The 14,433-nt window shown below is 61.0% G+C and carries 13 protein-coding genes; 5 read left to right on the forward strand and 8 right to left on the reverse strand.

The features are described 5' to 3' along the window. Positions 1 to 37: 37 nt before the first annotated feature. The 4 genes from BUA38_RS33590 (at position 38) to BUA38_RS33605 (ending at position 4,657) form a co-directional block, all read left to right on the forward strand. Positions 38 to 1,351 (forward strand): NAD(P)/FAD-dependent oxidoreductase, encoded by a 1,314-nt coding sequence (locus BUA38_RS33590; protein ID WP_072824888.1) that lies wholly within the window; start codon positions 38 to 40, stop codon positions 1,349 to 1,351. Positions 1,352 to 1,354: 3 nt separating this feature from the next. Next, the gene (locus BUA38_RS33595; protein WP_072824890.1) at positions 1,355 to 2,212 is read left to right on the forward strand and encodes a DUF1365 domain-containing protein; all 858 of its coding nucleotides are present in this window, start codon (positions 1,355 to 1,357) and stop codon (positions 2,210 to 2,212) included. Positions 2,213 to 2,230: 18 nt separating this feature from the next. Continuing rightward, positions 2,231 to 3,457 (forward strand): SAM-dependent methyltransferase, encoded by a 1,227-nt coding sequence (locus BUA38_RS33600; RefSeq protein WP_072824892.1) that lies wholly within the window; start codon positions 2,231 to 2,233, stop codon positions 3,455 to 3,457. 150 nt (positions 3,458 to 3,607) lie between these two features. After that, positions 3,608 to 4,657, forward strand: coding sequence for a cysteine synthase A (locus BUA38_RS33605; protein ID WP_072824893.1), 1,050 nt, complete (start codon positions 3,608 to 3,610; stop codon positions 4,655 to 4,657). 29 nt (positions 4,658 to 4,686) lie between these two features. Here BUA38_RS33605 and BUA38_RS33610 read toward each other — a convergent pair whose 3' ends face one another. Genes BUA38_RS33610 through BUA38_RS33625 form a run of 4 tightly spaced genes read right to left on the reverse strand, consistent with a single transcriptional unit; the run spans position 4,687 to position 9,191 of the window. Then, on the reverse strand, positions 4,687 to 5,427 hold the full coding sequence (locus BUA38_RS33610; RefSeq protein ID WP_072824895.1) for an amino acid ABC transporter ATP-binding protein: 741 nt from the start codon (positions 5,425 to 5,427) through the stop codon (positions 4,687 to 4,689). A gap of 12 nt (positions 5,428 to 5,439) precedes the next feature. Then, positions 5,440 to 6,951, reverse strand: a complete 1,512-nt coding sequence (locus tag BUA38_RS33615) for an amino acid ABC transporter permease (protein WP_072824897.1) — start codon at positions 6,949 to 6,951, stop codon at positions 5,440 to 5,442. Next, entirely contained in the window at positions 6,948 to 8,153 is a 1,206-nt protein-coding gene (locus BUA38_RS33620; RefSeq protein WP_072824899.1) for an amino acid ABC transporter permease, read from the reverse strand. The genes BUA38_RS33615 and BUA38_RS33620 overlap by 4 nt, the downstream gene beginning before the upstream one ends. 21 nt (positions 8,154 to 8,174) lie before the next feature. Beyond that, complete coding sequence (locus BUA38_RS33625; RefSeq protein ID WP_072824901.1) at positions 8,175 to 9,191, reverse strand: amino acid ABC transporter substrate-binding protein; 1,017 nt, start codon at positions 9,189 to 9,191, stop codon at positions 8,175 to 8,177. 322 nt (positions 9,192 to 9,513) lie between these two features. Here BUA38_RS33625 and metC point away from each other — a divergent pair, with 322 nt between their 5' ends. After that, a complete protein-coding gene (metC, locus tag BUA38_RS33630; RefSeq protein WP_072824903.1) occupies positions 9,514 to 10,704 on the forward strand; it encodes a cystathionine beta-lyase in 1,191 nt (396 codons plus the stop codon). On the opposite strand, the gene BUA38_RS33635 is transcribed toward metC, so the two are convergent. From BUA38_RS33635 to BUA38_RS33650, 4 genes are read right to left on the reverse strand one after another with little or no spacing between them, the layout of a single operon-like run. Further along, entirely contained in the window at positions 10,701 to 11,039 is a 339-nt protein-coding gene (locus BUA38_RS33635) for a lipid-A-disaccharide synthase N-terminal domain-containing protein (protein WP_072824905.1), read from the reverse strand. The two genes, metC and BUA38_RS33635, sit on opposite strands and share 4 nt — an antisense overlap. Next, on the reverse strand, positions 11,039 to 11,782 hold the full coding sequence (locus BUA38_RS33640; protein ID WP_072824907.1) for a glycosyltransferase family 2 protein: 744 nt from the start codon (positions 11,780 to 11,782) through the stop codon (positions 11,039 to 11,041). The genes BUA38_RS33635 and BUA38_RS33640 overlap by 1 nt, the downstream gene beginning before the upstream one ends. A 46-nt stretch (positions 11,783 to 11,828) precedes the next feature. Then, positions 11,829 to 12,665 (reverse strand): phosphatase PAP2 family protein, encoded by an 837-nt coding sequence (locus BUA38_RS33645; RefSeq protein ID WP_072824909.1) that lies wholly within the window; start codon positions 12,663 to 12,665, stop codon positions 11,829 to 11,831. Next, on the reverse strand, positions 12,666 to 14,408 hold the full coding sequence (locus tag BUA38_RS33650; protein WP_072826637.1) for an ArnT family glycosyltransferase: 1,743 nt from the start codon (positions 14,406 to 14,408) through the stop codon (positions 12,666 to 12,668). Positions 14,409 to 14,433: the final 25 nt, after the last annotated feature.

Raw genomic sequence — 14,433 nt, forward strand, 5'->3', positions numbered from 1 at the left:
CGCCCCGTATCTCAGGGGTTAGAGGACGAGGGCTGGAATGCGCATTGCAGTGGTTGGGACGGGAATTGCCGGCAACGCCGCTGCGTGGACCTTATCGAGACGTTACCCGGTCACCGTATATGAGCGCGATATCCGACCGGGAGGACACAGCCATACCGTCACGGTCGACTATGACGGGACGCCGATCGCCGTCGATGTCGGCTTCATCGTCTACAACGAACTCAACTACCCCGATTTGACGGCGCTGTTCGACCACCTCGACGTCGAAACCACCGAAAGCTGCATGAGCTTTGCCGTTACCGCCGACGGCGGCCGCTTCGAGTGGAAGGGCGGCGGCAATAACTGGTGGCAGACAGCCGTGGGCCTGTTCGCGCAACCGCGAAATCTGCTGTCGCCGAGCTACCTCTGGATGCTGCGGGATATCCTGACCTTCGGTCGCCAAAGCGTCGAGGACTACGATGCTGGCCGGTTGGCCGGACTGAGCCTCGGCGAATACTTCGACTTGCAGAAATTCTCACCGCGGCTGCTGTCCGATTATCTGGGGCCGATGGGCGCTGCGATCTGGTCGACGCCGGCGCACGACATGCTGAAATTTCCGGCCGAGAACTTCGTTGCGTTCTTCAAAAATCACCGCCTTTTGCAGTACGAGCGCCCGGTCTGGCGAACCGTCAAAGGCGGTAGCCGCAACTACGTCGAGAAGCTGGCCGATACTTTTCGGCATCAGGTCCGGCTGGGCTGCGCGGTCACCTCCATCGAGCGGAAAACGCGTGGCGTCGTTGTAACCGATAGCCACGGCGGCAGCGAGATGTATGACCACGTCGTCATCGCCGCACACAGCGATCAGGCGCTGAAAATGCTCGCGGATGCCGACGACCGCGAGCGCTCGATTCTGGGCGCGATCGGCTATTCTCCCAACACGATTTACCTGCACCGTGACACCAGGCTGATGCCGCGGCGCCGGCGCGCGTGGGCGTCGTGGAATTTTCTGCGCTGGGCGCGCCAAGGAGCGGCCGTCAACGACGCGGCCGTCACCTACTGGATGAACGAACTCCAGGGCATCGACAAAAACAAGCCGCTGTTCGTCAGCCTCAACCCGCCGTTCGAACCCGAGCCCGGTCTCACCTTCGGCAGATATATCTGCGAGCATCCCCAGTATGACGCGGCTGCCTTTGCCGCTCAACGACGCCTCGCGGACATTCAGGGCAAGCGTCACACCTGGTTTTGCGGCGCCTGGACCGGTTACGGCTTCCACGAAGACGGGCTAAGGTCGGCGCTATCGGTGGCAGAGGCGTTGGGCGCCACCACGCCCTGGCGCGAAGCCCCACCCGAACTGGCCGAAGCCGCGGAGTAGGTAATGCGGGATGTCAACCTCACACCTGCCGTGATCGAGGGCGATGCCGCCGCACTTTATGTCGGCGAGATCATGCACGCCCGCCTCAAGCCGGTCGGTCATCGCTTCAGCTATCGCGTGATGAGCCTGTTGATCGATCTGGATCGGCTTGAGGTTGCCGATCGGCAGTCTCGGCTGTTCGGCGTCAACCGGGCGGCGCTCTACAGTTTTCATGAAGCCGACCACGGCGACCGCGACGGCTCATCTTTGCGGCTTTATGCTCAGCGCAAGGCCGGCGAGCATGGGATCGACCTCACGGGCGGCCGGGTGCTGATGCTCTGCTACCCGCGCCTGCTCGGTTACGCCTTCAACCCGCTATCGGTCTACTTCTGCTATCGCGCGAATGGAGAGCCCGCGCTCCTCATCTACGAGGTCCGCAATACGTTCGGCGGCCTTCACGCTTATGTGCTTCCAGTGAAGCGCGGCGAGATCAGCCCGGCCGGCATTCGCCAGATCCAGGACAAGCGATTTTACGTCTCGCCGTTTATCGAGATGGCGATGCGCTACCATTTCCGGGTCATGCCACCGAAAGATTGCGTCAAGCTGCGTATTCTCGCGACCGACAGCGAAGGCCCGCTGCTTTCGGCAGCCTTCATGGGATACCGGCGTCTTCTGACCAGCAAAGAACTGCTGCGCTCGTTCTTTTCGCTTCCGTTGGTCACTTTGAAGGTCATTGCCGCCATCCACTGGGAGGCGCTACGGCTCTGCCTAAAGGGGGTGCGGCTGGCCCCGAAGCCGGACAAGACCGCCGATGGAAGCTTGGCGAGCGGCCAGCGCAGTGATTATACTTCCAACATGATGTCTGCCCACCGCAGACGGTGAAGCTTCAATCGGCCGGCCATGCCCGAGGTGATTCCGATCACGTCCGACACTGTAGATCGCTTGCCCGGGAACCTCCCCCGCATGGTCCGCCTGGCGCTCGGCTACGGCGCAAAACTGCGCTACGGCTCGCTCGAAGTAACCCTCCCCGACGGCCGCATCTTCAAACTCGGCGATAATGGCCCCGGTCCAGCCGCGGCCATGAAGGTCTACCACCACAGCTTTGCCTCGCGCCTGATTCGCGGCGGCGATATCGGCATTGCGGAGGCCTATCTGCGCGGCGAATGGGATACGCCGGACCTCACCCAGTTCCTCTATCTCTTCTGTGTGAACCAGGACTGGATGCGTTCCATGCTGATCGGCAAGCCGATGGTGCGCGCGGTCCAGGTGGTCCGGCATTGGCTCAACCGCAACACAAGGCGTCAGGCGCGACGCAACATCTACAGCCACTACGATATCGGCAACGCATTCTATTCGGCGTGGCTCGACCCGAGCATGACCTACTCGTCGGCCCTGTTCGAAGAGCACACGACCGACCTGACCGCAGCCCAGAACAACAAGTACCGACGGCTGGCCGAAGCAATCGACCTCAAGCCGGATCAGAAACTGCTGGAGATCGGCTGCGGATGGGGCGGGTTCGCCGAATATGCCGCGAAAGTCGGTGCCCGCGTGGTCGGGCTCACAATCAGCAAGGAGCAGCGTGACTTCGCTCAGGCCCGCATCCAGGCCGCCGGCCTCAACGATCGCGTTGAGATCAGGTTGCAGGACTATCGCGACGAACGCGACCAGTATGACCGCATCGCCTCCATCGAAATGATCGAGGCGGTGGGCGAGGAATTCTGGCCGCGCTATTTTTCGCAACTGCGTGATCGGCTGCTGCCGGGAGGTCTTGCCGGAATCCAGGCGATCACCATCCAGGACAAGCTGTTCCAGGATTATCGCCGCGACGTTGATTTCATTCAGCGTTACGTTTTTCCAGGCGGCATGCTGCCGTCGCCGCTCATCCTGAAGTCGCTGGGCGAACGCTTTGGCGTACCCGTCATTCGCGAACGCATTTTCGGGCAAGATTATGCCAAGACGCTCGCGACCTGGCGAAATAACTTCCGCGCAGCATGGCCGAGGCTCGCGCCGCTCGGCTTCGATGACCGTTTTCGGCGCCTTTGGGAATATTACCTCTCCTATTGTGAGGCCGGATTCCTGTCCGGAAATATTGACGTCCGTCAGGTCGTGTTCGCTAAAACAGGTTAGACCGCAGCGCACAAAACAGCGGCAGAACTTGCTTCCACTTTCATCTCTCGGGCACTACTGTGGCGGTTCCTTTTTGAACCGATCCACACCGAACTCGTTGAATTTCTGATTCAATTCCGACGGTCGCACTTCGAGCAAGAACCAGCACGCATGAAAATCAACAACGACGTCATCGAGGCGATCGGCAACACCCCGCTGATCAAGCTGAAGCACGCTTCCGAACTGACCGGCTGCACCATTCTCGGCAAAGCCGAGTTCATGAATCCCGGCCAGTCCGTCAAGGACCGCGCCGGAAAATGGATGATCCTCGAAGCCGAGAAGCGCGGCGAGCTCAAGCCAGGTGGCCTCGTGGTGGAGGCCACCGCCGGCAATACGGGAATTGGCCTCGCCGTCGTTGCGAGCGCGCGCGGATACCGGACGCTGATCGTCATTCCGGAAACGCAGAGCCAGGAAAAGAAGGACATGTTGCGGCTCTGCGGCGCAGAACTCGTCGAAGTGCCGGCGCTTCCGTTCGCCAACCCGAACAACTACCAGCACATCGGACGACGCCTGGCCGACAAGCTTCGCGCGCAGGAACCGAACGGCGTGTTGTTTGCCGATCAATGGAACAACCTCGATAATCCCAAGGCGCATTATGAATCGACCGGCCCCGAAATCTGGCAGCAGACCGCCGGCAAGGTCGACGGCTTTATCTGCTCGGTCGGATCGGGCGGTACACTCGCCGGAACGAGCCGGTTTCTGAAAGAAAAAAACAAGGCCATCGTCATCGGCTGCGCCGATCCGCGTGGTGCTGCGATGTATGAGCTGTTCAAGCACGGCCAGGCCAAGGCCACGCCAGGTGGCTCGATCACGGAAGGCATCGGCCTTGGCCGAGTGACGCCGATCATCGAGCAAGCCAAGGTCGATGAAGCCTATTTGATACCGGACGAGGAAGCCGTTCCCGTGATCTACGAGCTGCTCGAGCACGAAGGCCTTTGCCTCGGCGGCTCGACCGGGATCAATGTGGCGGGCGCGATCCGCCTGGCCAGGCAGCTCGGTCCCGGCAAAACCATCGTGACGATCCTTTGCGATTCCGGAAATCGCTATCAGTCAAAGCTGTTCAATCCGGAATTCATGCGCTCGAAGAACCTGCCGGTGCCGGCCTGGCTGGAAAAGCGCAGCAAGATCGATATTCCGTTTGAGACGGCGCACTTCGGATAGCCGGCACTCATCCGGGGTAGCGGCGGAAATTAGCGCAGGATCTGGCTCAGGAAAAGCTTGGTCCGCGCGTGCTGCGGGTTGGCGAAGAAGTTTTCCGGCGTATTGGTCTCGATGATCTGGCCTGCATCCATGAAGATGATGCGGTTGGCCACTTCCCTGGCAAAGCCCATTTCGTGGGTCACGACCAGCATGGTCATGCCCTCTTTCGCGAGGTCGACCATGGTGTCGAGCACTTCCTTGACCATTTCCGGATCGAGCGCCGAGGTCGGCTCGTCGAACAGCATGACCTTCGGATTCATGGTCAGCGCCCGCGCGATCGCCACCCGCTGCTGCTGGCCGCCGGACAACTGTCCCGGATATTTGCTGGCCTGATGCGGGATCTTCACCCGCTCCAGATATTTCATCGCTGCCGCTTCGGCGTCCTTTTTCGGCATGTGACGGACCCAGATCGGCGCAAGCGTGCAGTTTTCGAGCACAGTCAGGTGCGGAAACAGGTTGAAGCTCTGAAACACCATGCCCACTTCGCGGCGGACTTCGTCCACCCGGCGAAGCTGGGGACCAAGTTCGATGCCATCAACCACGATCCGGCCTTCCTGAAATTCCTCGAGCGCGTTGATGCAGCGGATGAAGGTCGATTTTCCGGACCCCGAAGGGCCGCAGATCACGATGCGCTCGCCCTTGGCCACGTCGACTTCGATGTCGCGCAACACGTGAAAGTCGCCAAACCATTTGTTGAGCCCGGCAATACCGACGATCGGATCAGTGGTCATGACGTCTCTCGGTTACTTACGATGAATATTCAGCCTGTTCTCGACGAACAGCGAATAGCGGGACATTCCAAAGCAGAAAGTGAAGTAGATCATTCCGGCGAACGCAAACCCGGTAAACAGCGTCGACGGCGTCGCCCAGACAGGATCGGCGAACGAGGCGTGCACCTGTCCCAACAGGTCGAACAGCGACACGATCGATACCAGCGACGTATCCTTGAACAGGCTGATAAAGCTGTTGACGATTCCGGGGATGACGTGCCGGAGCGCCTGCGGCATCACAATAAGGGCTGTCGTCTTCCACCAGGAAAGACCGATGGCGTTCGCCGCTTCGCTCTGCCCGCGCGGAATTGCCTGCAATCCGCCGCGGATGACCTCAGCCATATAGGCCCCCGAAAACAGCGCGATACCGATCAGCGCACGAACCAGACCGTCGATCTTGAAATTGCCCGGCATGAACAGCGGCAGCATATAGGTTGCGAAAAACAGCACGGTGATCAGGGGCACGCCGCGCCAGATTTCGATAAATCCGACCGAGAAGAAACGAATCAGGGGAATCGTCGAGCGCCGGCCGAGCGCCAGCGCAATCCCTATCGGCATGCATGTGACGATACCGGTGACTGAAACCACCAGCGTTATCAGAAAGCCGCCCCAGAGACCGCTATCGACGATGGGCAGTCCGCCATGGTCGAGCCCCATCGCGGCCATGACGACGCCAATGCCGGCAAATGTCACGAGGCTGCCGAGCAGAATGCGCCAGCCAGTACGAATGCCGCCGCTGAGGAAAAACAGGGTCAGCGAGATGAGAACTGCCGTTACCGCGAAGTCGACCCAGACCGGGTGCCAGGAGTCTCGAATTTGGCTGTTGAGCCAGACCAACGGCCAGATCAGAACAGACACCGCCATTCCGAACCATACGACGAGGTTGCCCAGCACGTGCAAGAGCGGTCCGATAACGGCCACCGCGCCGCCGGCCGTCGAGAGTTTTTGGCCGACATCACCTATTGCGCCGGCGAAACCTGACAGAATGCCCGTCGCCCAGCTCACGCCGAAACCATTCAGGCCGCCGCCACGCAGCAGAAAGAATGCGACGACGGGAAAGGCGATGAAGAACAGGCCGGCGTTGAGCGCCTTCGCAGGCAACCGCGGGATCAGCAGCGGCAACAGCAAGATGGCTGCCAGGAAGAAGGTCAGGCTGACTCGCCAGCGCTCTGCATCTGGATAAAAACCGTAAATGAACTGGCTGAATTTCGCCTGGACAAAGGGCCAGCAAGCCCCGACGGAATGTCCGACATTTTCGGCGAGGCAGGCGGTTCGGTCCTTCCCGCTCCAGACCGCATCGACCAGAAGAAATTTGACGGCCGGAATGATCGTAAACCAGAGCAGCAGAATGCTCACGAGCGTCAGCAGGATATTGGTCGGCGAATTCAACAGGCGCGTACGCACAAACCCGACAAAGCCGGTCACCTTGATTGGTGCCGCGCGCTCAGGGACGAGTTCCTTTCGAACGAAGGCGTTCTCGCTCATACGCCCATGCTCCGCCCGATCCGCCAGTTGTAGAAACTCATAACGGCGCTCGTGACCAGCGAGATCAGCAAGTAAACGCCCATCGTGATACCGATGATTTCGATCGCCTGCCCGGTCTGGTTCAACGATGTGCCCGCAAAAACCGAGACCAGATCGGGATAGCCGATCGCGACCGCCAGCGATGAGTTCTTGGTGAGGTTGAGATATTGATTGGTCAGCGGCGGCAGGATCACGCGCATCGCTTGCGGCACCACGATCAGCCGCAAGGTCGCGCCCCGCGTCAGCCCGAGCGAAGAGCCCGCCTCCATCTGTCCTTTGTGAACCGCCAGAATCCCCGAACGCACGACCTCGGCGATAAAGGCGCCCGTATAGGTCGATAGCGCCAGCGTCAGCGCCACGAGTTCGGGAATGATCCGCGATCCGCCGGCAAAATTGAACCCCTTGAGCTCTGGAATTTCAAAACTGACAGGCGCGCCGAATACCAGCGAAGCGACCAGCGGCAGAGCGATCAACAAGCCGACGACATAAGGCCAGATCGTTACCACCCGGCCGGTTTGGAACAGTTGCCGGCGCGCGTAGAACCGAAACAGCAGCGAAGCTGCGATCGCGATCAGCAGCGCAATCGCCACCGGTTCCCATCCGGGCTGTGGAATGGGAGTTGGAACAACCAATCCTCGATTGGACAGGAAAATAACGCCGAACAGCGAAATGCTCTGCCTCGGCGACGGCAGCGTCCCGAGCACCGCGAGATACCAGAACAGGATCTGAAACAAGAGCGGGATGTTGCGCAGCAATTCCACGTAACCGCCGGAAATCCGCGCCAGCAGCCAGTTCGGCGACAGCCGGCCCAGCGCCACCAGGAATCCGATCACGGTTGCGAAGAAAATGCCGATGATCGCAACCAACAGCGTGTTGAGCAGGCCAACAACGAAAACCCGGGCATAAGTATCCGACTGCGAATACGGAATGAGACTCTGATTGACGTCGAAGCCTGCGTTGTTGCTCAAGAAGCCGAAGCCGGCGGCAATTCGTTGCGTCTCCAGATTGCTTCGAACATTGGCGACGATGTCGTAGGCGATCCAGCCAAGCAGGGCCACGAACAGGATCTGAAGGAAAAACCCATTCCAGCCTGCACCGCCACCAAGCACCCGCCGCAGTTTCGCGACAAGCTGCCGCGGCGGTGGTCGTGGCCCGATACTCATCTTTGCAGCAATCTGGTGCGATCAGCGGATCGGCGGCGCGTACTGAATTCCACCCTTGTTCCAGAGCGCATTAAGGCCGCGCGCTATCCCGAGCGGCGAGCCGGCGCCAACGTTGCGATCGAAGGTCTCGCCGTAGTTGCCCACGGCCTTGAGGATCCTGATAACCCAATCCTTGGTGAGGCCTAGCTGTTCACCGAAATTGCCGTCGGTCCCAAGCACCCGCTTCAATTCCGGTTTATCCGATTTCGCCATCTCATCGACGTTCCTCTGGGTGATGCCGAGTTCTTCGGCGTCGACCATGGCAAACAGCACCCATTTGACGAGGTCGAACCATTGATCGTCGCCATGGCGCACCATCGGGCCGAGCGGCTCCTTCGAAATGATTTCGGGGAGCACGACGTGATCGGCGGGATTGGTCATCTTGAGACGGTAAGCGTAGAGTCCCGAGGCATCGGTCGTGAAGGCATCGCAGCGACCGGACTCGTAGGCTTTGACGGTCTCATCTGCGCCGGCGAACGCGACCACCTCGTATTTCATATTGTTGCTTTTAAAGAAGTCGGCGAGGTTTTGTTCGGTGGTCGTTCCGGTCTGCACGCAGACCGAAGCACTGTTCAGTTCGAGCGCGGAGTTGACCTTGAGCGCCTTCCTCACCATGAAGCCCTGCCCGTCGTAATATGTCACCCCGGTAAAATTGGCGCCGAGCGTGGTGTCGCGAGAGAGCGTCCAGGTCGTATTGCGCGACAACAGGTCGATTTCGCCGGATTGCAGGGCCGTGAAACGGTCCTTGGCCGATAGCGCCACGAATTTGACCTTGGTCGGATCATTGAAAATGGCCGCGGCGACCGCGCGGCAGACATCAACATCGATTCCGGTCCAGTTTCCCTTGTCGTCGGGTGCGGAGAAGCCCGGCAGTCCCTGGCTGACGCCACAGGCCACCATGCCCCGGTCCTTGATCGTTTTGAGGGTCTGCGCGGTGGCAGACTGGGCCGAAAAAGCGGCGGCGAGAGCAAGAGCTAGGACAAAGGAGACGCGTTTCATGGCGGGGCCTTTCGAGGGTCGTCCGGGAGCGATGACTGTCCTGCGCAGGCAAAGTGCGGGCCAACATCCGCCACAGCAAACGCCGACCCGGATGAGCGACAATTTGCCCATTTCCGGTTCGGAGACGAAGTGACGGTCGCAGCAGGCCCCTCAACTCTGCGGCGAAGTTGTAGCTGCCATCTCAGAACGACTGGCGGTCCGGGTCAAGGGGTTGACGGCGGTCTTCCCTGCCCTGCTATTAACACCTCGGCCGTCTTTCGCCGCTTTGCAAACGCTTCACACTGCAAGACGGCCGAAAGACCATGAAGGAGGCCAATGGAATATGAGCGCCGGCGACGACGAGAACACCCTGCCGCTAAAGATCGAAACTGCGCTTGTGACCGCGGGGCGCGACACCAAAGCGCAGAAGGGTTTCGTCAACCCACCCGTCGTTCACGGTTCCACCGTGCTTTACCCCACGGTGGACGACCTGCGCGCCCACCGCGGCGAGTTCCGGTACGGCCGCCACGGCACCCCCACGACGAGAGCCCTGCAGCAAGCGCTGATGGCACTCGAAGGGCCGCAGTGCGCAGGCGTCGGCATCGCTCAATCGGGAGCGGCCGCCATCAGCACGGCCCTGCTCTCGCTGCTGAAATCAGGCGACCATCTCCTGGTCTGCGACAATGCCTACCAACCGACACGCAATTTCTGTAACGGGATACTCACGCGCTATGGCGTCGAGACCACCTATTTCGATCCGATGATCGGCTCCGCGATCGCGAGTTTATTCAAGCCCAGCACGAAAGCCGTGCTCATCGAGGCACCCGGCTCGCAGTCCTTTGAAATGCCGGACCTTCCCGCCATCGCATCCGCCGCGCATGCCCATGGCGCGATCGTGATCGACGACAACACTTGGGCGACGCCGCTATTTCATCGCTCGCTGGAGCAAGGCGTCGATATCAGCGTCCAGGCCGCCACCAAATATATCGGCGGACATTCCGACATCATGTTTGGCACGATCTCGGCCAACGCAAGAACGTGGCCTGCGATTTCCGAGGGGATCCGGCTGCTCGGGGTCTGTGCCGGTCCCGACGACGTCTTTCTCGCGATCCGCGGATTGCGGACGCTGGCGGTGCGGCTCGCTCAGCACCATCGATCCGCGCTGGAAATGGCGCATTGGCTGGCGCAGCGGCCGGAGGTCGCGCGTGTGCTTTACCCGGCGCTTGAAAGCGATCCCGGACATGCAATCTGGAAGCGGGACTTTACCGGAGCCTCCGGTCTGTTCAGTATCGTTCTCAATCCGGTTGCGCAAACGTCAGTCGATGCCATGCTCGACAGTCTCAAGCTGTTCGGCATGGGCTACTCCTGGGGCGGCTTTGAAAGCCTTATCATCCCCTTTGACTGCACCGGATATCGCACGGCGACAAAATGGGAGCCGGGCGGACCGACGCTCCGGCTGCACATTGGTCTTGAGAACGTCGAAGACCTGAAGGCCGATCTAGCGCGCGGATTTGAAGTCCTGCGCGCAGCCTAACTGTCCAGTGTCTCCGAGACCTGCGCGCGACTCTTGAAGATCAGCATCAGGTTGCGAACATAGATGATGTTCGAGGCCAACTGTCCGATGATGATCACCGGCTCGCGCTTGACCAGGCCATAGATCAGCGTCAATAGCCCGCCGCAGATCGAGAAAAACCAGAACGCCAGCGGCACCACGCTTTTTCCCGCCCGCTCGCTCGCGATCCACTGCACCAGGAAGCGCGCGGCAAAGGCGAGTTGTGCAATCAGGCCGAAGGCCAGCCAGAAGTCGAACTTGGCGACAAATATATCGTAAAGGTAATTGCCAAGGGCTTGGCCGTATTGGATCAGCATCACTTCACCTCGGTCGCAACAGGCGTCGGTTTCTTGCGGCGGATCAGCCACCACACGCCAGCAAGATCCATGATTCCGATCCAGAGCCGGTCGAAAAAGCCATAGTTTGACACGCCCGAATGTCGCGGACGGTCAACCACGTCGACATAGACGATGTCATATCCCTCACGGCGCACCAGCGCCGGCAGGAAACGGTGCAGGCCGTCGAAATACGGCAACGCCAAAAACACGTCGCGCCGAAACGCCTTCAGGCCGCAACCGGTATCACGCGTGCCGTCATGCAGGATCGCGTTGCGCACGGCGTTGGCGACGCGTGACTGAATCTTCTTGAAGCCGGTATCTTTGCGGCCTACCCGTTGGCCAGCGGCAAGGCCGGTACGTTCGCCACCTTGCTCGATGGCGGAAACCAGCGCGGGCAGGAAGGCGGGGTTGTTCTGGCCATCGCCGTCGAGCGTTGCAACGATCGCGCCGCGCGCCGCGCGAACGCCACTGCGCACGGCTGCTGATTGCCCCCCCGATGTCGCATGACGGATCTGGCGCAGGTTGGGACGACTTTCCATGACGGCGGCGAGCCGGTCGCCGGTTGCATCCGTCGAGCCATCGTTGACATAGATGATTTCGTAACGCCAGCGGTCGTCGAGCGCCGCCGAGATCTCCGCGATCACGGGCGCGATATTTTCAGCCTCGTTGCGCACGGGAACAACGATCGAGACGGCGATGGCGGCTGGCTCAGAAGAAGGCAAATCTCACCCGTTTTGCGTTAGCCGTGATCGGCCGACGGTCCGCTTCTTATGAGGCTGGTGCCCCGGCGGCAACCCCCTTGAGGGGCTCATTGGCGGCTGGCGAAATGATGCCGCCCTCGCCCACGGCAAACCCCAGTCCCCGCGCGGCAAACCAGTATCTCACCCACATGGCACCTATGATTCCGATTGCGGCGCCAGCCACAACGTCGCTCGGGTGGTGCGCCAGAAGGACGAGACGCGTAAACGCGATCAGCAGTGCATAGGCGATTGCGAGCCCCCGCAGCCGCGGCCAGACCGCAGCGACCGCAAAGGCGAGCGCAAAGGCCGTGATCGAATGTGCCGAGGGGAGGCTCGCGTGGGCTTCGGTTCCTGCAAAAGGCGCGAAGTTGAAGGGATTGGACTGCCCGCCGACGAACGGCCGGCCCCGGCCGGCGATCCACTTCAATACCTCGCCGGCGGCAAGCGGTATCGCTAACGCGAGCAATAGAAATTGCAGATGCACGCCGATCGCAAGCAGCCGGTGTCTTGCGGAATCGCGTGCGGCGGCGGCGGCCAGCGCCGCGCCGACCAGCAGAATGATCAACAGCAATAGCACATAGTTGTCCTTGCCGAAGTCGGTCAGAATCCGGAATGGCCAGAGACTCGTGGTGCCGCGCGGCGGCATTAATGCGATTTCTGGCGCGTCGATCCAAATCATCAACACGCCGATCAGCATGACAGCGCTTACGAAGGCCAGAAGCGTCTGGCGCGTCACTTTCCGTGCGGCTTCAGTGCGGTGCGCTTGGGATGCCGAACTTGCGAGCTGCTTCGCCCATGTTGATACAATCGTCGACAGGCGAGAGAAGTAGCCGGCGGCTGGTTCGGAGCCGGACTGGGTGGACATCTATTCCGTCCCTTCGGAGCGGAAGATGGCGATCGAAATCGCGCGCCCCTGCGAGATGTTATAGCCCTCGACACGCGACGCCACGTCGTAGCGCAGGCCGATCGCCTCGGCGCGCTGGGCAAAGCTGCGTTCCGCACGCTGTTCGATCAAGGCAAACCGGCAGCTTCCCTGGGCAAGGAAATCGGCCGCGCCCGAACCATCCGTGAGCAGCGTCGAAGTGCCGGTCATGAAGACCAGACTCGGCTCATGAAAACCGGCGGCCGCGGCCTTCGGTCCAACACAGACGACGTTGCGCAACGCCCGCGCCACCTCGGCGCTGGGAAATAGCGGCGTCAGCGCCGGCACGACCACGCCGTAAATGGCGAAAGCGAGAAACAGAGCTGCGACGACCGCGTTCATCAACGAGCGCTCGGCACGGTTATCGTCATAGAGCCACCACGCAAACAGCCCGAAGATCAAGGCCGCCGCCACGAAGGGCCACGCCAGAAACACCGGTTGGCGCGTCACGCTCACAGCCCCGACCACGGCGGCGAGTGAGGCAAGCGCCGGAATGATGAACCACCACGCCGTTCCGCTCGTGAGCCAGGAACGCGACAACACGCGGCGCTCGAGCGCGCCGATGGTGAGGATCGCAATCGCCGGGTAGAGCGGCAGGACATAATGCGGCAGCTTGGTCAGCACCGCCTCGAACACGATCCAGGATGGTACCAGCCAGGCGAGAAGGAACTGCGCGCCCGGCTCTCGCCTCGCCCGCCACACCGCAGGCGCAGCCATCGCCGCCAGTGGCGCGCCAGGCCAGAATGTCAACCAGAACAGCAGCAGATAGAGACCAGGCGGCATGCCGTGCGATTCCTGCGCCGCCAGCTTGCTCAGCATGTCGCCGCCGATTGAATCGGTGAAGAATGCATCGCCAGCGCGCCAGAAGATCGCGATAAACCACGGCAAGACGAGCACCAGCAGCCACATCAGGCCCCATACCGGCCGCAACCGCCAAAGCCACGTCAGCGAGCGATCGAAAAAGGCCAGCATCGCAACCGTGAGCGCGACGAACATCAGAATCAGCGGCCCCTTGATCAGGATGCCGCCCGCCAGCGCAGTCCAGAAAATGGCCGGCCACGACCAGGGCGGATGAGGATCGTCCTCACCGCGTTGCCACGACAAATAGACCCGCGCCATCGCTCCCATCGCAGCCACGACGGTCAAAAGCAACATCGCATCCGTCTTGGCGAGCCGCGCTTCGACGCCGAGCAGGACTGAGCTTCCCATGATCAGCGCTGCGAGAACGGCGCCGCGCCGGGTCACGAAGGCAAGCGCCGTCCAGTAGGTCAGGAGCATGGCGCCGAACGCCCCGATCAGCGACGGCACCCGATAGATCCAGATGCGGACCTGGGCGCGCGGCAGGTGGAGCGCGGAAGCCGCTTCGACCGCGGCCGCTTGCATCCAGTAAATGCCGACCGGCTTCTTGTAACGAACATCATCCTGGAAACGGATATCAACGAAATCGCCGGTCTCGACCATTTGCTTGGTCGCTTGCGCAAACCGTGCTTCGTCGCGGTCGATCGGCGGAATACTGAAGAAGCCGGGCAGGAACAGCAAAAAGCCGCACAGCACCAGAAATGCCACCGATCGGACATGGCTCGTAGCCACAAAATCCAGCAGATCGACGAGGCGGCTGCCCCGATCGACCTTCTTTTGAGGTTCGCGCGGCTGTCCAAACCGGGGGCGGGCATAGGTCTCGCTCATCGGTTCCGCATACGCCGAAAACAAC

The organism is Bradyrhizobium erythrophlei, assembly GCF_900142985.1.
GTDB lineage: Bacteria > Pseudomonadota > Alphaproteobacteria > Rhizobiales > Xanthobacteraceae > Bradyrhizobium > Bradyrhizobium erythrophlei_B.